This is a genomic window from Streptomyces sp. NBC_00271 (assembly GCF_036178845.1).
Lineage (GTDB): Bacteria > Actinomycetota > Actinomycetes > Streptomycetales > Streptomycetaceae > Streptomyces.
Map to the genome: position 1 here is coordinate 1,713,017 of NZ_CP108070.1, position 20,188 is coordinate 1,733,204.

Genomic DNA, 20,188 nt, shown 5'->3' on the forward strand with positions numbered 1-20,188 from the left:
GGCGTCGCGCCGGCCGAACACCGGCGCACCTCGACTCTCCGACTACCTGCAAGGAGTGAGCGTGAAAGCTCGTTTTGGCGTGAGCCGGGGAAAGGCGCTTGCGGCCACCGCACTGGCCGCGATCCTCGCCTCGACCGTCCCGGGATCGGTGCCCGCTCTCGCTGATGGAAACCGAGTGCACTCGGAGCACTGGGGTGTGATCACCCGCACCACGATCGGCTCCCCCGTCGCCGCTCTCAGGAACGGCCCGTACGGCTCCGCCGGCGTGCTGGACTCCTCCGGCAGGCCGCCCTACGGAAAGGGCAGCCTCGGAATCGAGGTCGCGGACAGGTCCACCTCACTGACCAGTCCCAGCGAGAGGGTGGACTTCGGCAACGAGGTCGACTTCCTCGGCGATCCGGTGCTGAGCCTGAACAAGGTCGGGTTCCACGTCTTCCAGACCGGCGCGAACATCAACTACGGCGGCACGAAGAACATGCCGAACATCAGGTTCGAGATCAATCCGAACGTGAGCGCGCACCCCGGCGACAACTACTCCGCGCTGGTGTGGGTACCGGACGCGGCACCGGTGACGAACCGCTGGAGCGGCTACATCGATGCCACCACGACCGGCTACTGGTACCTCACGGGCGGCGAGACCGCCTGCAACGGCCCTGTCGCGCACTGCTCCCTCGCGCAGCTGAGGACCTCGCTCAACGACGGCGGCCCGGTGCCGACCATCTACTCCGCCGCCGTGGGCAAAGGCCGCGACCACATGTGGGTCGGCGCCGTGGACGGTCTGCGGATCAATCAGTACGTCTACGACTTCGAGGCCGGCGGCGTCAAGACGCATCACGTCGCCTGACGCGGCGGGCGCCCCGAACTCCGGTGCGCGAGAGGGCGGGCCCGCTCCTGGGCCCGCCCTCTCACTTGTTCGCGCTCAGCTCACGTTGAGCGCCGTGTCGTCGAGGACGAACGACGTCTGCAGGGTGGAGCCCTCGGTACCGGTGAACTTGACGGTGACCGTCTGCCCGGCGTAGCTGGACAGGTCGAAACTGCGCAGCGTGTAGCCCGACGCGGCGTTCAGGTTCGAGTACGTGGCGAGCGTCGACAGGACCGTGCCGCTGCTGTTGAGCACCTGGGCCTTGAGGGTGTCGTAGGCCGTGCTGGTGGTCGTCTCGGCCGTGTCCACGTGGAGATAGAAGTTCAGGGTGGCCGCGCAGCCGGACGGGATGGTGACCGACTGGGAGAGCGTGTCCGTGTTGGCCGAGCCGTAGCCGTTCAGCCAAGCCTTGTAGGAGCCCGTACGGGCGGCCTCGCTGGAGCTGTTGGTGATGACACCGCTGGTCGCGGTCCAGGACGTGTTGCCCGACTCGAAGCCGGGGTTGGCGAGCAGTTGGGCGGCCGTGCAGGTACCGCCGCCCCCTCCACCGCCGCTGCTGCCGCCGCCCGCGAGCCACTCGGTGGCGTTCAGGGCGAGGGCGGCGTCGGTGGCGCCGGTGTCGTTCCAGCCGTCGTACAGGGTGTTGCCGGACTGACCGGTGCCGTCGTCGATCGGCGAACTGTCGCCCCAGAACGCCACTCGGCCGCTGCCGAAGGTGCTGGTGGCGAAGAACGCTCCCGTGTTGCCGGAGTATCCGGTGCGGTAGAGCAGGCCCTTGACGGCCGAGTTGTCGGCCGGCTTGAGCGTGGCCGTCGTACCACTGGCGATCAGGCTCTTGGTGACCGTACCGAACGAGCCGTGCAGGACCGCGTTGCTGCTGTCGCTGATGGCGCTCGGGTAGTCGGAGCTGATGCTCAGCGTGTCGATGGAGAACCCGAACGGGTCGGTGGAGTCGACGCTGTTGTTGGTCATCAGGTCGTTGAGGATCTCGACCGCGTCCTCACCGTCGCTGTTGCGGTCGGCACCGGTGTGGTCGGAGACCATGAACAGACCGCCGCCGTTCTTCACGAACGTCATGATCGCGGTCTTCTCCGCGGTCGTGAAGAGCGTGTTGGGCTCGGGCAGCACCAGCGTGTCGAAGTTCGACAGATCGGTGGCCGTCGAGCCGCCGTAGGCCAGGCTGGAGCCCGAAGGCAGCGTCTTCAGGCTGTAGTCGCCGGTCTTCTGCAGGGCCACACCCCAGGAGGAGAGGGCGCCGGTCCAATCGGTCTCCGCCGACGGCGAGGAGTCCTGGCCCAGCGGGTCGGGCTGGCTGGTGGAGATGATCCAGTCGGCGTTGCCGGCCGTCTCCGCGTGGGCGTTGTCGAGCAGGATGCGGTGCGGGGTCGCGGCGGCGGCCGGAGCGGCCGCGGACGCCTGGACGGCCGCACCCGCGACGAGCAGTCCGAACACGGCCGCAGCCGTGGTGAGTCTGTGGCGGGATCTTCTGAATCCGAGCATCCTGCAAACCTCCATGAGGGGTGGGGAGAGGCGGTGCGGGCGCCAAGTCTGCGCGCGTAGAACGGTGGTTGGCCGTCTGCCGCGCGACAGATTCTTGAACGGTACATGACAGGAACGCGAGTGAACAGGAGCCCGTCGGAGCGGACGCGGGACGGCCGGAAAGCGGAACGGACTGTCTTCGCCCGCAGGGGGAACACACCTAACTGCGGGGGTCCTGGCAAAAAGGGGCGGACATGGAGATCTCAGGCATCATCAGTGCCATTCTCATCGGCATCATCATCGGCATACTGGGCCGGCTCGTGGTCCCGGGACGCCAGCGCATCGGCATCCTGTGGACGATCCTCGTCGGCATCGTGGCCGCGTTCATCGGCTCGGGGATCGCCGCCGCGTTCGGCGTGGCGAACACGAAGGGCGTCGACTGGATCGAGTGGCTCATTCAGATCGGACTCGCGGCGGTGGGCGTCGCGGCGCTCGACCGGGTGAAGGTGCGCCGCTGACGGGGCCGACCGGCGGTCGGTGACGCCGTCCCCGCCCGGACGACGTCCGGTGTCACCCGTACACGTACGGCGTTGTCGTGGTCAGGGGCTCGAAGCCCAGACGGGCGAGGACCGGGCGGCTCTGGCTGGTGGCGTCCACCTGGACATAGCGGTAGCCGCGCTCGGCGGCGACGCGGGCGCGGTGGGCGACCAGCGCGCGGTAGATGCCGCGGCGACGCCAGGAGTCGATGGTGCCGCCGCCCCAGAGGCCGGCGAAGCGGGTGCCGGGGACCAGCTCCATGCGGGCGGCGCTGACCGGGACGTCACCGGCGAGGGCCACCACCGCGACGACGTTGTCCTCGTCGCCGGTGAGCTGGGCGAGGAGTTGGTGGCGCATCCGGGTGCTGTCCGTACCGAAGGCCTGTTCGTGGACGTCCGCGACGAGGTCGACGCCCGCGCGGTCGGTGACGGGCAGCAGCCGTACGCCCTCGGGCGGCTGGGCGTCGAGCGCGAGGTCGCCCAACTCGGCGATCATCAGGGTCTCCTCGGGCTGGGCGACGAACCCGGCGGCGCGCAGCCGCTTTCCCAGGCCCTCGGGCTTGTCGTGCCCGTACAGCTTCCACTCGAACTCGCGGCCGAGTTCGCCGAAGTAGCGCATCTGCTCGGCGATCGCGGCATCGGCGATCGATTCGTCCAGGTCCGACCAGATCACTCCGTTCCAGCCGTGCTCGGTGCCGACCTGGCGCACCACCTTGTCGACGCGCTCGACCCGGGCTCCCGGGCTGTCGGGCCGCGCGCCCTCCCGCATGTCCCGGTCGAACAGGGCCAGTACCGCAACGTGATCCATGGGGTCACTCCAGCACCCCGGAGCGCATAGGGCAACGGCTCTGCACCGGGGCGGAGTCGATCGGCCCACTCCACCCCGGTGTTTCGTCCCTGGTCAGGCACGGTTCAGTTGCGGGTCCACTGCTGGTTGGATCCGCCGTTGCACGACCAGAGGTCGATCAGGGTTCCGTTCGCCGTCGCGGCGCCCAGCGCGTCCAGGCACAGGCCCGAGACATTGTTGGTGACGGTTCCGTTGGAGTTGAAGGTCCACTTCTGGTTGGTGCCGCCGTTGCAGTCCCACAGGACGACCTTGGTGCCATTGGCGGTACCGCTGTTGTAGGCGTCGAGGCACTTGTTGCCGTAGACCACCAGTTCACCGCGCGAGGTGTAGGTGAACGTCTGGTTCTGGCCACCGCCGCAGTCCCACAGTTCGGCCTGGCTGTTGTTGGTGATCGTGCTCTTGAAGAAGTCCAGGCACCGTCCGGATCCGGTGCCGACGACCGCCGTCCCGTTGGTGCCCGGGACGGCGCGCACGGCCACGGCGTCGATGTCGGGCGCGGTGCCCAAGGCCCCGAAGGTCAGCGTGTTGGAGCCCTTCGCCAGGGACGCGAGGACGGAGACGGTCCGGTAGGTGGTCGCCGAGCCGGTGGGCGGGAAGGCCAGCGTCTGCGCGTACTGGCCACCCACCTGAAGCGTCGCCTTGCGGTCCGCGGTACCCCCGTTGGCGTAGGTGATGTCGATCAACTCGGTGCCCGCGGCGGACGCCGTGACTCCGGTGAAGGCCGGGGTCGTCGCGGACGTGGTGTCCTCGTACGTCGTCCCGGACGCCTCGGTGCCGGAGACGGTGAGCAGCACACCCTCGCCCGCGGGGACGCTGGTGGTGTAACTCGTCGCGAACGAACCGGCGTTGGACGCCGACCAGACGTTGCGTACGGCGGCGGAGGCGGTGGTCAGACCCATGTCCTGCCAGCGGGCGGTGATGTTCGCCGCGGCGGACGTACGATTCAGCAGCAGGACCGCGCGCTTGCCGGTACCGGAGAGGATCTTGCTGTAAACCTGCAGGCCGGTGCTGTCCTCGGCGACCTTGACGCCCTGGAGGCCGCGCGGGTCCTGGTCGATCGCGACGACCTCGGAGTTGGTGAGGATCGAGGCGGTCGTCGCACTCATGGTGGCCAGGTTGTTGCCCGCGAGCAGGGGGGCGCCGGAGATCGCCCACAGGCCCATGTGGGTGCGGTTCTGGGCGGCGCTCAGGCCGTTCATGCCGACCGTCATCATGTCCGGGTCGTTGTAGTAACCGGTGTGCTGGGCGGCGGGGTGCAGCGACTTGTCGAAGTTGGCCAGGATGCTGGTCATCGTCGGGTTGTCGGGGTAGTAGACGATGTCGGTGCTGGTGCGCCACATCGCGCCCGTGCCGGCAGCCCAGTTCCAGGGGTTGCCCGTGCCCCACTCGCACAGTGACAGCACCAGTGAGCGGCCCGTGACCGCGGTCGCGGCGGTGTTGGCGTCGCGGATCGCCTTGTACGTCGTCTCCTGGTCGAGGCCCTCGGCGTCACCGCCGCACCAGTCGACCTTCAGGAAGTCGAAGCCCCAGTTCTGGAAGGTCTCCAGGTCCTGCTGGTTGTGGCCCTCCATACCGGTGTTGGGTGCGGCGGGCGTCCCCGAGGGGGTCGGGTAGTAGTAGCCGCAGCCGTTCTTGCCCGCGTCGGTGTAGATCCCGGCCTTGAGGCCCTTGCTGTGGATGTAGTCGACGATGGCTTTCATCCCGCCCGGCCACTTGGCGGTGTCGACGGTGATGTTGCCGCTGCTGTCGCGGGTGCCCAGCCACCAGCCCTCGTCGATGTTGACGTACTTGTAGCCCGCGGCGGCCATGCCCGACGACACGAGGGCGTCGGCCTGGGCCTTGATGGTGTCGTAGTCGATGACGCTGGCGAAGGTGTTCCAGGACGCCCAGCCCATCGGGGCCGGTGCGACCCCGATCTGGTTGGTGCTGACGGCGGTCGGCTCGGCGGTGAGCGAAGTGGCGGAGCGTCCGACTCCGGCCAATCCGGCGATGGCCAGGCCCAGGACGACGCCATGAACGGCTGCGCGCTTCAGGAGGCCCCTGAGGCGCGCGGTGTGCGAATGGGGGGACATGCGGCTCTCCCTTGGGCGGTTTGTTCGCAGACTCGAACAAAAGTCAACGAGACTCGCCATATGGGAGCCGCCATTCCGCAGGCGCGTCAAGTCCCTTGCCGGCAGAGCCCGTTCACGTTCGGCCACACCGTCGGTGAACGTCTCCGCGCCCCGGAGGCCGCCCGTCGCGTCGCCACCCGCACGCGGTACCTTCGGTTCGATCCGGCCCGACCCGGCCGGCAAAGATCTCAAGCATCGGGATGGTCATGCGCGAGGACGCGATCGTCGAGGTGGCGGCCGGAATCCATCTGGTTCACGGCAGCAACACCAACTGGGTGATCCTGACCGAGGGGGACGCCGTCACCCTGATCGACACCGGATATCCGGGTGACCGCCCGGACGTCCTCGCCTCCCTCGACGCGCTCGGCCACTCCCCCGAGGCCATCAGCGCCGTACTCATCACCCACGCGCACAACGACCATCTCGGGTCGGCCGAGTACCTGAGCAGCACATACGGCGTCCCGGTCCATCTGCACGAGGAGGAGGTGCCGCACGCGCGCCGCGAGTTCCTCCAGCAGGTGAGCGTGGGCGAGGTGATGCGCCAGGCCTGGCGTCCCGGCGTGCTGCCCTGGGCGGTGCACGCGATCCGGTCCGGCGGCAAGGCGGATGTCCGGATGACCCGGCCCGAGCCGTTCCCCGGCCAGGGGGCGCTCGATCTTCCCGGCGGTCCGGTGCCGGTGCACACACCCGGGCACACCGCCGGACACTGTGTCTACCACCTGCCGGACGCCGGCATCGTGATCTCCGGCGACGCCCTGGTCAGCGGCCACCCCACCTCGCGGATACAGGGACCGCAGCTGCTGCCCGCCATGTTCCACGCCGAGCGCGCGAACGCCCTCGCGTCGCTGAAGCTCATCGAGGCACTCTCGGCGGACGTCCTGCTGCCCGGTCACGGCCCCGTGCACCGCGGATCCGTGAGCGAGGCGGCCCAGCGCGCCCGGGCACTCGCCAACTGACGGCCGCCGTGAGCCCGCCGACTCAGGGCCGCGGGGTTCCCGGCTGGACGGTGTCGAGGTAGGCCCGCAGCGCGTCCCGGTTGCGGGCCAGGCAGTCGATGCGGCTCTGGATGCGGTCGATCTCGCTCCGCAGGAGTGCGGCGGTCTCCTGGGTCAGGCACTCGGGGTGGAGAGGGATCTCGCCGGGGTCGGACAGGAACGGCAGGATGACACGGATGATCTCGGTGGTGAGCCCGGAGTCGAGCCGTCCGCGGATCTGCCGTACGCACGGGACGGCCGCGTCGCCGTACGAGCGATAGCCGTTGGCGACCCGCGCGGGGCGCAGCAGGCCCTGCTCCTCGTAGTAGCGCAGCATCCGGGTGTGGACGCCGGTGCGGCGCGACAGCTCACCGATCCTCATGACCTTCGGCGTGCCGTCCCTACTCTCCGCGCTGCTCGCGCCCTGGGTGCGGTGGCGGGTTCCGGGCCTGCCCGGCGAACCGGCGGGCGGGCGGGTACCCCTGCGCCGGGGGCGGTAGAGGGTGCCGGCCCCCGCGACCGCCTTGGCGGTGGTCGGCGGAAGGGCAGCCCCGTAAGCGGCTGCGCGCCGACGCGCAACGCAGCACCGACGCCCTGATCACTGCGGCCGCGGAAAGTCTTCGCCACTTCGGGAGTGGACGCACCGGTGCGGGACCACGGCGGCATCGGCTTCCCGAGTCGCTTCCTCGTTCACGATGCTCCCCCTTGCTAACCGGAACGCCGTTCCGTATTGTCCATGCTGAACGCTGTTCCGTTTCTGCCGGCCTGACGCGCCACGGCGGGCAATGGCCGACGCGCAAGGAGACTCATGAAGTACCGCACACTGGGCCGAACCGGCATCAAGGTCAGCCCTTACTGTCTGGGCGCGATGATGTTCGGCGCCATCGGCAACCCCGACCACGACGACTCCGTCCGGATCATCCACAAGGCGCTGGACGCGGGCATCAACTTCGTCGACACCGCGGACGCCTACTCACGCGGCGAGTCCGAGGAAATCGTCGGCAAGGCCCTCAAGGGCCGCCGGGACGACGTCGTGCTCGCCACCAAGGCCCACCTCCCCATGGGGGACGACCCCAACCAGCGGGGCAACTCGCGGCGCTGGCTGGTCCGCGCGCTGGAGGACTCGCTGCGCCGGCTCGGAACCGACCACGTCGACCTGTTCCAGATCCACCGGCCCGCCCCGGACACCGACGTGGAGGAGACCCTCTCGGCCCTCACCGACCTGGTGCGCGCGGGCAAGGTCCGGGCCATCGGCACCTCCTCCTTCCCCGCCTCGGACCTCGTCGAGGCGCAGTGGGTCGCCGAGCGACGGGGCCTGACGCGGTTCCGCAGCGAGCAGCCGACGTACTCGATCCTCAACCGCGGCATCGAGCGCGAGGTGCTGCCCGTCTGCGAGCGCTACGGCATGGGCGCCCTGGTCTACAGCCCGCTCGCGGGCGGCCTGCTGACCGGCCGCTACCGCAAGGACCGCCAGGCCGACAGCCACCGTGCCGCCTTCGGCTTCAAGCACCTCAGCGACGAACGCCGGCTCGACATCGTCGAACAGCTCATCCCCCTGGCCGAGAAGGCGGGGATGCCGCTGACGCACCTGGCCATGGCGTTCGCGATCGCCCACCCCGGCGTCACCTCCGCGATCATCGGACCACGCACGATGGCCCACTTGGACGACCTCCTCGCGGGCGCGGAGACCACTCTGACCGACGAGCTCCTCGACCAGATCGACGCGATCGTGCCGCCCGGCACCGACATCGGGACGCTCGACATGGCCTACAACCCGCCCGCCATCCAGCAGACCGCCCTGCGCCGCCGCCTGCCCGACGAACGCTCCGCCGCCTGAACCGGGGCCCGGCCTGATCCACCGGACAGGCCGCCCTAGCCGAGTTCGAGCGTGGTAACCCCGTAGACCCGCTCGCCGCTGAACGGCCTGACCGGGCCGGTGTACATCCGGGCGGTCTCGAAGGAGGGGGTGAGGCCGAACTCCTCGGCGAGGGCGACGCCCGGCACGTTCGACTCGGGGATGTCGATGGCGACCTCGCCCCCGGGAGCGTCGGCGGCCAGCGCCAGCAGGAGGGCGCGGGCATCCTCGGCGGTGTCGGCGAACAGCGGGCCCACGCGCGGGCGGTCGAGGGCGGGCCGGATCACCGCGTAGCCGGTGAGGTGGCCGTCGGCGACGCGGACGAAGGTGCGGTGGCCGGGACCGGTGAGCCACCGTTCCAGGAAGCGGGGGCGGTCGGCCGGGCAGCAGACACTGTCGTACGCCGCGATCGACGCGAAGTCGGCCGCTGCGGCGGGCCGCACCCCCGGTGGCGTCTGTTCCGCCGGCACGGTTCCGATGAACCGGACGGTGCGGTGGGCGAGTTCGAAGCCGGACTTGCGGTAGTTGTCCTGCTGCGCCACCACACCGTCCAGACCGACGGTCCGGCCGCCGGCGTGGGCGAGGGCCGTCTTCCAGGTGGCGAGGCCGTGGCCGCGGCCGCGCAGATCGGGTCGTACGAGATAGAAGCCCAGGAAGGCGTAGTCGGCGTCGTACGTCACGACCGAGACCGCCGAGACCGGCTGCCCGTCGATCCTGCCGATGAAGAAACCCTCGGGATCCTGGGCGAAGAAGCTCGGTGCGTCGGACAGCCCCGGATTCCATCCCTCGTCCCCCGCCCACCCGCTGATCACCGACCAGTCGTCGAGCGAGGCCCGGGCGACGACGAGATCCGCGAAACCCGGAGAAGTCATGTGTGCGCTCCATTCGCTTGCGGCGGGGGTGCGCGGCGGTCGCCCGCGCCCGCAGCATCCTTCCCGATCTCCACGGGGATTTCAGCTTGATTCTTGCGAGGAATCCCGGGCGTTTGCGCCCAGGAGGAATCGCATCCTTGGTGGGGTGGCGCGGAGCGCCGCCGTGTCGTGGCGGCGGAGCCGCTGATGGCTCACCCAGGACGTTCCTGGTTCTCGATGTACTCCTTGATGACCGTAAGGGGTGCGCCGTCTGCGGATCCGCGAAGTAGGACGGGGACCAGAAATGGTCGCCCCACAGGTAGCGGCGGATATGGTCGGGGAATGCCTGGCGCAGGCGGCGCGCGAAGACGCCCTTGAATGAGCCCACCAGCCGGGACAGAGCGATCTTGGGCGGATGGTGGACCAGCAGGTGCACATGGTCCTTCTCGCCGTTGAACTCGTGCAGCTGAGCGCCGAAATCCGCGCACACGTCCCGCATGATCTCCTCGCAGCGCGTGAGGAGCTCGTCGGTCTCGGTGACACAGATCAATTCTCGTCGCTAGCCTGGGGAGGTGAAGCTGGTGGTGCAGGTGAAGCTGCTGCCGACGCCGGTGCAGGCGGCGGCGCTCGAGGCGACCCTGCGTGCGTGCAACGAGGCCGCGACCTGGGTGAGCGAGACCGCCTTCAAGCGCGGGGAGTTCAAGAACTTCGCCCTGCGCAAGCAGGTCTACGGCGAGGTCAAGTCCCGCTGGGACCTGGGCGCGCAGGCCGCCCAGCACGTCATCAAGAAGTCGTGTGACGCGTACGCCACGCTGAAGGCGAACCTGAGGGCCGGAAATCTGGGTCGCTCTGGCTCGCGCCGATACCGTCGGGCCACCGAGAAGCCGATCGCCTTCCGTCTCCAGGGCGCGCAGCCCTACGACGACCGCATGCTGTCCTGGCAGATCCCGGACCGGACGGTGTCGGTCTGGACCGTGGCGGGTCGGGTCAAGAACGTGGCGTTCACCGCCTCACCGAAGCAGCTGGCCATGCTGGCCCTGTACCGCAAGGGCGAGTCGGACCTGCTGCAGCGGGACGGCATGTGGTTTCTGAACGCCACCTGCGAGGTGCCCGAAACGCCCTTGAACCCCAACCCGGTGGACTTCCTCGGGATCGACCTGGGGATCGTGAACATCGCCACCACCTCGGACGGCGAGATCATGGCCGGACGCGAGCTGAACCGCGTCCGGGTCCGGGAGCGCGGACTGCGGGCCAAGCTGCAGAAGAAGAACACCCCGTCCGCCAAACGCCGCGCCAGGAAGCGGCGGTGCAAGGAGGCGCGGCGGGCGAGGGACATCAACCACAAGATCGCAAAGCATGTGGTGGCCGAGGCAGCACGCACCGGTCGCGGGATCGCCCTGGAAGACCTGACAGGGATCCGCGAACGGGTACGGCTTCGCAAGCCCCAACGGGCCACCCACTCCAGCTGGGCCTTCTCCCAGCTGGGGGCTTTCATCGGATACAAGGCCCGCCGGGCAGGAGTGCCGGTGGTGCACGTCGATCCGGCGTACACCTCCCGCACCTGCGCCGAGTGCGGCCACATCGACAGGGCGAACCGGGTCTCCCAGGCCTGGTTCGCATGCCGGAACTGCGGATTCGTTGATCACGCAGACCGCAACAGCTCCCGCAACATCCAGGCACGAGCCTGGGAGTTGTGGCGACGCGGGGCCCCGTCAACGGCCCCCGCCCCACCCCGAACACCTCGGAGCAGGGCTGGACGCAAACGACACATCACCGCCAGTGATGCCCGTTGTGCAAGCCCGCCGCTTTAGCGACGTGTAGTTGACCCTCCGTCACTCATAGGCTTGCCGCCCATGAGTGTCGATGACGTGACCCTGCGCCCGGTGGCCGAGGACGACCTGCCCGTCATGGAGCGGTTCCTGACGGAACCCGAGACCGCCACACCCTTCCAGTGGTTCGGCTGGCGGGACCCGGACCGCTGGCGGCGCAAGTGGGCGGAGGACCACATGCTCGGCGACGACGCGGGCTATCTGATGGTCGTGCGCGGCGAGGAGCGGCTGGGCTTCGTCGGGTGGCGGAAGATCCGGCCCACGCCGAGCACGTACTACTGGAACATGGGCATAGGCCTGCTGCCGGAGGCGCGCGGCAAGGGCTGGGGCACGGAAGCCCAGCGGCAGCTGGTCCGTTACCTGTTCGCGCACACGACCGTGGTGCGCATCGAGGCGGACACCGAGGCGGAGAACATCGCCGAGCAACGCGCCCTGGAGAAGACCGGGTTCACCCGCGAGGGCGTGCTGCGCAGTGTGGGGTTCCGGGACGGCCGGTGGCGTGACGGGGTGCGCTACAGCATCCTGCGCGACGACCTTCCCGAGATGCGCTGACCCGGCCCGGGGACCGCTCGCGCATGCCACCCGAACGGGGCCCCACCGGTCGTGTGCCCGGTGGGGCCTAGGTCCTGTCGTCACATTCCCGTCTGCCCCGCGACGGGAATGTGACGACAGGACCTAGCGCGTCAGCGGACCCCCGTGGGCCGGAACCGCCGGTACAGCACGGCCCCGCCCAGCAGCAGGGCGGCGCTCGCGGCGACCGCCGGCATCGTCTGGTCGGCGCCCGTGTGGGCGAGGGAGGCCATGGGCCGCGGCGGGGCCTGGTACGGCGTCCCCTGCGCCCTGGGCGTCGTGTGCGGCCTCGGGGCGGTCTTCACCGGCTGGGGGTGGTCGACGGAGGTGTTCGTGGACGTGTTCCCCACGGACGCGTTGCCGAGGCCGACCACGCTCACGGAGTTGCCGCTGACGTTCACCGGGAGGTGCAACGGGAGCTGCAGGACGTTGCCCGAGAGCACGCCCGGAGAATCCTTTCCGCTCCCGACCGCGACAGCACCGCCGTGTGTGAGGGCCCCGCCGCGGGTCGCGCCACCAGCGCCTTCACGGCTCCTGCCGTTGCTCCTCCCGCCGACGCCGGGGCCACCGGCCTCGCTCACGTTCGCGCAACCGTTGCCCGCGGCGGGGTTCAGGAGCCCGACCACGTTCACGGTGTTCCCGCACACGTTCACGGGGACGTGCACCGGGAGCTGGAGGGTGTTGCCGGAGATCAGCCCGGGCGAAGCCGCCGTGCCGCCGTCCGCCGAGGCGTCGGCGTGCGCCGGCATCGTCACGGCCAGCGCGCTCGAGGCGGCGGCCGCGGCGATCAAACTATTTCGGGTAACCCGTTTCATAGGTTCCCTGCCTTCCAGACATGGACGCGGGCACTCGCCCGCACCGCGTAAAACGCGGGAGGACCATCCGACGTTATGGCTGATCGCGCTTTCACCCCATCGGGGGTCACGTTTATCGAACGCCCGCCCAGAGGCGCGCTCCCGGACACCCGCTTATCGTGAGCGAGGAGCTATCCCCTGGCGCCCGGTACGACGCCGGGCGTCCCTGGAGGCATCCATGCTGTCCGCGCACCAACGCTGGGCGTACGCCGGAGCCCGCGTCGTGACACTGGCCCTGCTGGCGGCGGGTCTGCCCTCGGGGGTGGCGACGGCCGCCGAGAGCCCCGACCTGTCCCGCTTCTACCACCAGCAGATCAAGTGGGGCACCTGCAAAGGCGATGCAATGCCCGCGGACCTGCAGTGCGGGCAGGTGACCGTCCCGCTGGACTACGCGCGCCCGGGGGCCGGGACGCTCGACCTCGCGCTGGCCCGCTACCGCGCCACCGGCGCGTCGAGGGGATCCGTACTGCTGAACTTCGGCGGCCCCGGTGTCCCAGGAGTCCCGCAGCTCGCCACCGGCGGCAAGGACTTCATGCCGCTCACCAACGGCTACGACGTGGTGACCTTCGACCCGCGCGGTGTCGGCCGGTCCTCTCCCGTCAGCTGCGGCGGCGGCATGGGCCAGGCCTCCGGCGCGACGGGCCCCGCCACCCACGACAGCAGCCCCGAGGCACTCCTCAGGCAGGTGCGGAAGGACGCCGACGAGTGCGCCAAGCACTCCAGCCCGGTACTGGCCCACATCGGCACGGTCAACGCCTCCCGGGACCTGGACGTGATGCGCCAGGCCCTCGGCGACAAGAAGCTCAACTACCTGGGATTCTCGTACGGAACACGCCTGGGCGCGGTGTACGCGAGCCAGTTCCCCGACAAGACGGGCCGCATGGTGCTCGACGGCGTGGACACGCTCACCGAGCCGCTGTCCGAGTCGGGCCTGGTGAGCGCCGAGGGGCAGCAGACCGCCCTGGAGGACTTCCTCACCTGGTGCACCCAGGACACGTCGTGTCCGTTCGGGCAGGATCCGCGCGATGCCCGGCAGCGGGTCGCCCGGCTCGTCGACTCGCTGGACAAGGACCCGGTGCCGACGAGCTTCGGGCAGCAGTTCTCCGGCCAGGACCTGGTGGCGACCATGGGTCTTGAACTCTTCGACCGCAAGGGGTGGCCGCAGCTCGAGCGGTCCCTCGCCTCACTCGTCCAGGACGGCGACCCGAGCCCACTGTTGCAGGCGGCCGGGGGCGTCGCCCTGCCCCACGCCACGTACAGCGGGCTGGTCGACCCCGCGAACGTGCCTCCGGACAACCTCGAGTCCGCACTCCTGGCGATCAACTGCGCGGACGACCCCGATCGGCCCAGCGCCGCGCAGCTCACCAAGGAGATCGACGAGCTGAGGGCCGCCTACCAGGAGGCGTCGCCCATCTTCGGCCCCCTCCGCCTCAACGAGCTGCTGATGTGCTACGGCCGCCCCAAGGGCAGCGACTACATCCGCGAGAAGGTACGCGATGTCCGCACGCCGAAGATGCTCCTCGTCGGCACCCGCGGGGACCCGGCGACTCCGTACCGCTGGGCCGAGGAGACCGCCGCGCGGCTCGGCCCCTCGGCCGTCGTACTCGACAACAAGGGCGAGGGCCACACCGGGTACGCGTCTTCCAAGTGCGTGCGCCAGAAGGTCACCGACTTCCTGCTGTACGGCTCGCTGCCGGACAACGGCAGCTCCTGCGGCCCGGAGGATGCGACGGCCCCCTGAGGGGTCGGACACCACCCGAAGGACACCTCGGCCGTCACACTGAGCAGGTGTCGCTCACCGTTCGTGACACCCTCATGACACCGCTCGTGACCGAAACAGGGGGAACCCACCTATGCGCATCCGACCCGTTCTCGCCCTCCCGGCCGTCGCCGTGGCGCTGCTCCTCGCCGCGCCGCAGAGCGGCTCCGCCGCCGCGCGGCCCGCCCAGTGCACCGAGAAGGCCGTCGTCGTCCACGCCCACCGCTCCGCCGACCCCACCCTGTTGCACCTGGACGTCACCAACCGCTCCACCCGGGCGTGCACCATCGAGCGCATCCCGGCTGTCGTCTTCGGGGACCTCGACGGCGCCGCCCTGCCGGTTCCCGCGGGGCGGAGCGGGCCGTACCTGCTCGAGGCGGGCCGGACGGCGTACGCGGCCCTGCGGACCATCGCCGACCCGGCGGACCCGGAGGCCCGCCGGGTGGAGGCGATCAGCGTCTCGGCAGACCCCATGCGCTTCGGCCGTACGTTCACCGCGCGCGAGCTGGGCGTCGGTCGGGTCGTCCTGGTGTGGGAGCCGGTGACCTCGTGGTGGAAGCCCTCTCAGGCGGCCGCCGACCGGGCACTCGGGTGAACCAGGCGCTCAGGCAACGAGCACGTCCGGGGCGTACATGTCCAGCCACAGCGCCAGGTCCAGGGTGCGCTCCAGGCCCCGCCGCGACGCCTGCGTGATCTGCGGGCTGTCGCGGTGGGTGGCCCGGTGGACCCGCTCCCGGTCGACGAGGTCGAAGACCGGGTGCGCGGGCCGGGCCAGGAGGTCCTTGGCGTGTTCCTGGAGGGCGATCGCGTACTTGGGATCCTGCGTCGACGGATAGGGGCTCTTGACCCTGTCGTACACGGACTTGGGGATCAGGTCGGCGGTCGCCTCCCGCAGCAGGCTCTTCTCCCGTCCGTCGAAGGACTTCAGGGACCAGGGCGTGTTGTAGACGTACTCGACGAGCCGGTGGTCGCAGTACGGCACCCGCACCTCCAGGCCGACGGCCATGCTCGCGCGGTCCTTGCGGTCGAGCAGGACGCGGACGAAGCGGGTGAGGTGGAGGTGGCAGATGCGCCGCATCCGGTACTCGAAGTCGCTCTCGCCGTCGAGCCGCCGGATGCCCGCGACGGCCGTGCGGTAGCCGTCGGCGACGTACGACTCCAGGTCCAGCGCCTTGGTGAGGTCCGGGCGCAGTACGTCGGCGTCGTCGCCGAAGTCCCGACGGAACCGGACGAGCCAGGGGAAGGTCTCGGCGCTGCGGGCCTCTTCGTCGAAGAACTGCAGGTAGCCGCCGAAGACCTCGTCCGCCGACTCCCCGGAGAGGGCGACCGTGGAGTGCTCGCGGATGGCCTGGAAGAGCAGGTACAGGGAGGCGTCCATGTCGCCGAAGCCCATGGGGAGGTCGCGGGCCCTGATCACCTTCGCGCGGACGTCGAGGTCGGCCAGGGCGTCCGCGTCGAGGACGATGTCCTCGTGGTCGGTGGCCGAGGCGCGGGCCACGTCGTGCACGAAGGGGGTGTCGGGGGTGCCCCGCAGCTCGTCGGCGACGAAGTGGTCGGTCTGGCCGACGAAGTCGACGGCGAAGCTGCGGACCTTCTCGCCGTGCTCGCCGAGCTGCCGGGCGGCCAGCGCGGTCATGGCGGAGGAGTCGAGGCCGCCGGAGAGCAGGGTGCAGCGCGGCACGTCGGCGACGAGCTGGCGGCGCACGATGTCCTCGAGGAGCGAGCGGACGGTGGCGATGGAGGTGTCGCGGTCGTCGGTGTGCGACCGGGTCTCCAGCTGCCAGTAGACGCGGCGGCGCAGACCGGAGCGGTCGACGGTGACGACGGTGCCGGGCTCCACCTCGCGCATACCGTCCCAGATCGCGTGTCCGGGCGTCTTGACGAAGGTGAACAGCTCGCGCAGTCCGTCGAGGCGGACCCGGGCCGGGGCCAGCGGGTTGGCGAGGACCGCCTTGGGTTCGGAACCGAAGAGGACGCCGTCGGGGGTCGGGTAGTAGTAGAAGGGCTTGATGCCCATGCGGTCGCGGATCATCACGAGCTTGTCGTGCCGGCCGTCCCAGACCGCGAAGGCGTACATCCCGTTGAGCCGCTCGGGGAGCGCCTCGCCCCATTCGAGGTAGCCGCGCAGGACCACCTCGGTGTCGGAGTCGGTCGAGAAAGGGTGCCCGCGGTCGGTCAACTCGCGGCGCAGCTCGGTGAAGTTGTAGGCCTCCCCCGAATAGACGAGCGCGACCGTGCCGTCCGGGGTCTCGGCGGTCATGGGCTGGCGTCCGCCGGGCAGGTCGATGATCGCGAGCCGGCGGTGCCCGAGGGCCGCGGGCCCCTCGGTCCAGGTGCCGCGGTCGTCGGGACCCCGGCAGGACATCGTCTCCGTCATTGCATCCAATGTCTCCGCCTCGGCGCGCAGGTCGCGGTCGAAGGAGACCCAGCCGGTGATGCCGCACATGTGTTACCTCCCGCGTCCGGTTCTACCGGGAACACCGCGCCTGCCTGCGGTTTCATGGACGGGCCAGCACTTCCGCAAAACCAGTTGTATTGGGCAGCTATATGACGAGGTTGTGTCATGTGCGCAAGTGACGTCAACACGTACGTAACCTGACCGGACCAGTCACCCCGACGGTTTCGGCCGCGCTTTGCATCCCGCGGACGGGCGGATCGTCCCGCTGCCGGGCGTCCGCGAACGGGAATCGGCCACGAGCAAAGTCTTCCCCAACATCCACCGGACCGCCCGGGGAGGCACCCTCGGGACCCCGAGCGGCATGCCCGCTCTCGCCCCTTTCCGTCCCATGGGTTTGACTCATGGTGTGCGCCGGATGCTTTTACCGCTGTTCGTCGCCCTGGGCGCGGCCGGGGCGCTGGTCCTGGCCTGGGCCGTCTCGCCCTGGTGGTGGTGGGCGGCCGCCGTACTGCTCGCCCTGACCGCGCTCGCCGTCCGGGACCTGGCCCAGCGCCGCCGGGCGATCCTGCGGAACCGTCCCCTGCTCGGCCACCTCCGCTTCCTCGGGCGGCCCGACGACCGCGATGTGCGCGGCATCGTGTACGCGCGCGCCGGCGGCGTCGAGGCCGAGGAGCCCTTCGGCACCGGGCTGGACCTGTACGGGGACGGGTACGAGTACCTGGAACCGTCGATGCGCCCGGTCGAGATGCCGGACGAGCCGCCCGTGGTGCGGGTCGGCGGCCCGGACTGCACCCAGCCGTACGACATGGCCCTGCTGAACGTCTCCGCGATGAGCTTCGGAGCGCTGTCCTCGCACGCGATCCTGGCGCTCAGCAGGGGCGCGGCGCTCGGCGGTTTCGCGCACGACACCGGCGAGGGCGGTCTTTCGGACCACCACCTGCGGGGCGGCGGCGACCTGATCTGGGAGATCGGCAGCGGGTACTTCGGCTGCCGCACCCCGGAAGGGGGCTTCGAGGCAAGGGAGTTCGCGGACAAGGCCGCGCTGCCGGAGGTCAAGTGCGTGTCGCTGAAGCTCTCCCAGGGAGCGCAGCCGGGCATCGGCGGGGTGCTGCCCGGCGCCAAGGTGAGCGCCGAGATCGCCCGGGCCCGCGGCGTCCGGGAGGGCGAGGCGGTGGTGTCACCGCCGTACCACCGGGTCTTCTCGACCCCGCGCGAGCTGGTGTGCTTCCTCGCCCGGATGCGGGAGCTCGCGGGCGGCAAGCCGACCGGTTTCAAGCTGTGCGTCGGCTCGCGCCGCCAGTTCCTCGCCGTCTGCAAGGCGATGCTCACCGAGGGGGTCTCGCCCGACTTCATCGTGGTCGACGGCGCCGAGGGCGGTACGGGGGCCGGGCCGCCGGAGTTCGCCGCCTCCCTCGGTACGCCCCTGACCGAAGGGCTGATCACGGTGCACAACGCGCTGGTCGGCACCGGGCTGCGCGACCGGGTGCGGATCGGTGCGAGCGGCAGGGTCGCCACCGGCTCGGACATCGTCAAACGGCTGACGCAGGGCGCCGACTACACGAACGCGGCCCGCGCGATGATGTTCGCGCTCGGCTGCCTCCAGGCCCGGCGCTGCCACACCAACACCTGCCCGGTCGGGGTCGCGACCCAGGACCCGCGTCGGGCGCGCGCCCTGGACGTGGCCGACAAGTCGGCACGCGTGCACCGCTACCAGCGGGCCACGGTCCGCAGCGCGAGCCGGATCATGGCCGCCATGGGGGTACGCGATCCGGCCGAGCTCGGCCCGCATCAGCTGCTGCGGCGTACGGACCCGGCGACCGTACGGTCGTACGCGCAGCTCTACGAGTGGCTGGAGCCCGGGGTGCTGCTCGCGGAGCCGCCCGCGTCCTGGGAGGCGGACTGGAAGGCGGCGGATCCGGACGCGTTCTGAGCGTTCAGAACTCCACCGGGTCCCTGATGACGGGGCAGGTCATGCAGTGGCCGCCGCCCCGGCATTGCGCAGCAGGGTGTTGGTCTGGGTGTTGCGGTCGTAGGTGACCACCACGCCCGGTTCCAGCGCGACCGCGTTGTTGCCGCTGTCCCAATCTGGCGACCCGAACGACACCAACAATCAATTGCCCCAAATGCCCGATAACTGAATCCGCTCTATTGTGCTGTTATGGAGCACGCACTCAGCCCAGCGACCCTCACCATGCTGCGCAGGCCGCGGCCCTATCCCGCGGTGTCGGTGCTGACGCCCACGCACCGCCGCGAACCCGACAACGCCCAGGATCCGGTCCGGCTGCGCAATGTCGTGGCCGAGGCCAAGAAACAGATCGAGTCCGATCCGGCCGTCACCCGCGAACGGCGCACCGACCTCGTCCAGCAGCTCGACCAGGCCCTCGCGGAGGTCGACCTGGCGCACGCGGAGGAGGGCCTCGCGATCTTCGCGGCGCCTGGCGAGCACCAGGTGTGGTCGCTGGCCCGCACGGTGCCCGAACGCGTGGTGCTCTCGGACACCTTCCTGACCCGCAACCTCGTCGCCGCGCAGGTCTCGGAGCGGCCGTTCTGGGTGCTCGCGGTGTCGGCGGACCGGGTGACGCTGTGGAACGGCGGCGCCGACCGGGTCACCGAGGAGCGCATCGGCGGTTTCCCGCGGACCCGCAGCCTCGAGGACCCGAACGCCGAGCGCAAGGAGCGCATCGGAGACCTGCCGAGCACCTTCCGCGACGAGCGCACCAAGCACTTCGTGCGGGACGCCGACACCGCGATGAGCGCCGTCCTGCGCGAGGATCCGCGTCCGCTGTACGTCACCGGCGAAACCGCCGCGCTCTCCCTCCTCGACGAGGTCGGCACGGTCACCAAGGACGCCACGCACATCCCGCACGGCGGACTCGCGCACGGCACCCCCGACGCCGTGTGGCAGGCGGTCCGCCCGCTGATCAGCGCCGAGGAGCGCAGGGACACCGACGCGGTGGCCCGCGAACTCGAGTCGGCCCGTGGCCGCAAGGAGTTCGCAGCCGGGGTCGACGAGGTGTGGCAGAACGCCTCCCAGGGCCGGGTCCGGCTGCTGGCCGTCGAGGAGAACTACCGCGTGACGGTACGCGACGACGGCGGTGACCATCTGATCCCGGCCGAGAGCGGTGATCTGGACGCCCGCGAGGACATCGTCGACGAGATCGTCGAACAGTGCCTGGAGACCGGAGCGGACGTCCGTTTCGTCCCCGACGGCAGTCTCGGTGACGCGAAAGGCATCGCCGGGGTGCTGCGCTACTGATCATTCC

At 70.2% G+C, this 20,188-nt stretch carries 17 protein-coding genes and 2 pseudogenes; 10 read left to right on the top strand and 9 right to left on the bottom strand.

What is annotated here, in order from left to right; all coding sequences use genetic code 11:
* The first annotated feature begins 61 nt into the window (after window positions 1-61).
* A complete protein-coding gene (locus OG798_RS08230; protein WP_257016977.1) occupies window positions 62-844 on the top strand; it encodes a hypothetical protein in 783 nt (260 codons plus the stop codon).
* Window positions 845-919: 75 nt separating this feature from the next.
* Here OG798_RS08230 and OG798_RS08235 read toward each other — a convergent pair whose 3' ends face one another.
* A complete protein-coding gene (locus tag OG798_RS08235; RefSeq protein WP_328756709.1) occupies window positions 920-2,362 on the bottom strand; it encodes a hydrolase in 1,443 nt (480 codons plus the stop codon).
* A 233-nt stretch (window positions 2,363-2,595) separates the two neighbouring features.
* Here OG798_RS08235 and OG798_RS08240 point away from each other — a divergent pair, with 233 nt between their 5' ends.
* Complete coding sequence (locus tag OG798_RS08240) at window positions 2,596-2,859, top strand: GlsB/YeaQ/YmgE family stress response membrane protein (protein ID WP_095856435.1); 264 nt, start codon at window positions 2,596-2,598, stop codon at window positions 2,857-2,859.
* A 52-nt stretch (window positions 2,860-2,911) separates the two neighbouring features.
* Here the strand turns inward: OG798_RS08240 and OG798_RS08245 are convergent, their stop codons facing one another.
* On the bottom strand, window positions 2,912-3,685 hold the full coding sequence (locus OG798_RS08245) for a GNAT family N-acetyltransferase (protein ID WP_095856434.1): 774 nt from the start codon (window positions 3,683-3,685) through the stop codon (window positions 2,912-2,914).
* A gap of 104 nt (window positions 3,686-3,789) precedes the next feature.
* Window positions 3,790-5,796: a ricin-type beta-trefoil lectin domain protein gene (locus OG798_RS08250; RefSeq protein ID WP_328756710.1), complete on the bottom strand. Its 2,007-nt coding sequence runs from the start codon at window positions 5,794-5,796 to the stop codon at window positions 3,790-3,792.
* Window positions 5,797-6,041: 245 nt separating this feature from the next.
* Between OG798_RS08250 and OG798_RS08255 the strand changes: the two genes are divergently transcribed.
* On the top strand, window positions 6,042-6,791 hold the full coding sequence (locus OG798_RS08255) for an MBL fold metallo-hydrolase (RefSeq protein WP_121418643.1): 750 nt from the start codon (window positions 6,042-6,044) through the stop codon (window positions 6,789-6,791).
* A 22-nt stretch (window positions 6,792-6,813) separates the two neighbouring features.
* Here the strand turns inward: OG798_RS08255 and OG798_RS08260 are convergent, their stop codons facing one another.
* Window positions 6,814-7,191, bottom strand: coding sequence for a MerR family transcriptional regulator (locus tag OG798_RS08260; protein WP_328756711.1), 378 nt, complete (start codon window positions 7,189-7,191; stop codon window positions 6,814-6,816).
* Between the two features lie 426 nt (window positions 7,192-7,617).
* On the opposite strand from OG798_RS08260, the gene OG798_RS08265 reads away from it, so the two are divergent.
* Entirely contained in the window at window positions 7,618-8,646 is a 1,029-nt protein-coding gene (locus tag OG798_RS08265) for an aldo/keto reductase (protein ID WP_097226749.1), read from the top strand.
* A 35-nt stretch (window positions 8,647-8,681) separates the two neighbouring features.
* Here the strand turns inward: OG798_RS08265 and OG798_RS08270 are convergent, their stop codons facing one another.
* Both OG798_RS08270 and tnpA read right to left on the bottom strand, forming a co-directional pair.
* Window positions 8,682-9,536, bottom strand: coding sequence for a GNAT family N-acetyltransferase (locus OG798_RS08270; protein WP_267060790.1), 855 nt, complete (start codon window positions 9,534-9,536; stop codon window positions 8,682-8,684).
* Between the two features lie 191 nt (window positions 9,537-9,727).
* Window positions 9,728-10,044 (bottom strand): annotated as a pseudogene (tnpA, locus tag OG798_RS08275) (IS200/IS605 family transposase); the annotation flags it as partial.
* Window positions 10,045-10,087: 43 nt separating this feature from the next.
* Here tnpA and OG798_RS08280 point away from each other — a divergent pair.
* Both OG798_RS08280 and OG798_RS08285 read left to right on the top strand, forming a co-directional pair.
* Window positions 10,088-11,326: an RNA-guided endonuclease InsQ/TnpB family protein gene (locus OG798_RS08280; RefSeq protein WP_328756712.1), complete on the top strand. Its 1,239-nt coding sequence runs from the start codon at window positions 10,088-10,090 to the stop codon at window positions 11,324-11,326.
* Window positions 11,327-11,368: 42 nt separating this feature from the next.
* Window positions 11,369-11,896: a GNAT family N-acetyltransferase gene (locus OG798_RS08285; RefSeq protein ID WP_095856429.1), complete on the top strand. Its 528-nt coding sequence runs from the start codon at window positions 11,369-11,371 to the stop codon at window positions 11,894-11,896.
* Window positions 11,897-12,027: 131 nt separating this feature from the next.
* On the opposite strand, the gene OG798_RS08290 is transcribed toward OG798_RS08285, so the two are convergent.
* Window positions 12,028-12,729 (bottom strand): chaplin, encoded by a 702-nt coding sequence (locus tag OG798_RS08290; protein WP_328756713.1) that lies wholly within the window; start codon window positions 12,727-12,729, stop codon window positions 12,028-12,030.
* A gap of 217 nt (window positions 12,730-12,946) precedes the next feature.
* Here OG798_RS08290 and OG798_RS08295 point away from each other — a divergent pair, with 217 nt between their 5' ends.
* Both OG798_RS08295 and OG798_RS08300 read left to right on the top strand, forming a co-directional pair.
* On the top strand, window positions 12,947-14,509 hold the full coding sequence (locus OG798_RS08295; RefSeq protein ID WP_328756714.1) for an alpha/beta hydrolase: 1,563 nt from the start codon (window positions 12,947-12,949) through the stop codon (window positions 14,507-14,509).
* A 112-nt stretch (window positions 14,510-14,621) separates the two neighbouring features.
* The gene (locus OG798_RS08300; RefSeq protein WP_095856426.1) at window positions 14,622-15,122 is read left to right on the top strand and encodes a DUF4232 domain-containing protein; all 501 of its coding nucleotides are present in this window, start codon (window positions 14,622-14,624) and stop codon (window positions 15,120-15,122) included.
* Window positions 15,123-15,131: 9 nt separating this feature from the next.
* Here OG798_RS08300 and asnB read toward each other — a convergent pair whose 3' ends face one another.
* Complete coding sequence (gene asnB, locus OG798_RS08305; protein ID WP_328756715.1) at window positions 15,132-16,973, bottom strand: asparagine synthase (glutamine-hydrolyzing); 1,842 nt, start codon at window positions 16,971-16,973, stop codon at window positions 15,132-15,134.
* A 367-nt stretch (window positions 16,974-17,340) separates the two neighbouring features.
* Between asnB and OG798_RS08310 the strand changes: the two genes are divergently transcribed.
* A complete protein-coding gene (locus OG798_RS08310; RefSeq protein WP_220788929.1) occupies window positions 17,341-18,855 on the top strand; it encodes an FMN-binding glutamate synthase family protein in 1,515 nt (504 codons plus the stop codon).
* A 4-nt stretch (window positions 18,856-18,859) separates the two neighbouring features.
* Here the strand turns inward: OG798_RS08310 and OG798_RS08315 are convergent.
* Window positions 18,860-19,008, bottom strand: a pseudogene (locus OG798_RS08315) (arginine deiminase family protein); the annotation flags it as partial.
* 75 nt (window positions 19,009-19,083) lie between these two features.
* Here OG798_RS08315 and OG798_RS08320 point away from each other — a divergent pair.
* Window positions 19,084-20,181, top strand: a complete 1,098-nt coding sequence (locus tag OG798_RS08320) for a baeRF3 domain-containing protein (RefSeq protein ID WP_267060794.1) — start codon at window positions 19,084-19,086, stop codon at window positions 20,179-20,181.
* The last annotated feature ends 7 nt before the right edge of the window (window positions 20,182-20,188 follow it).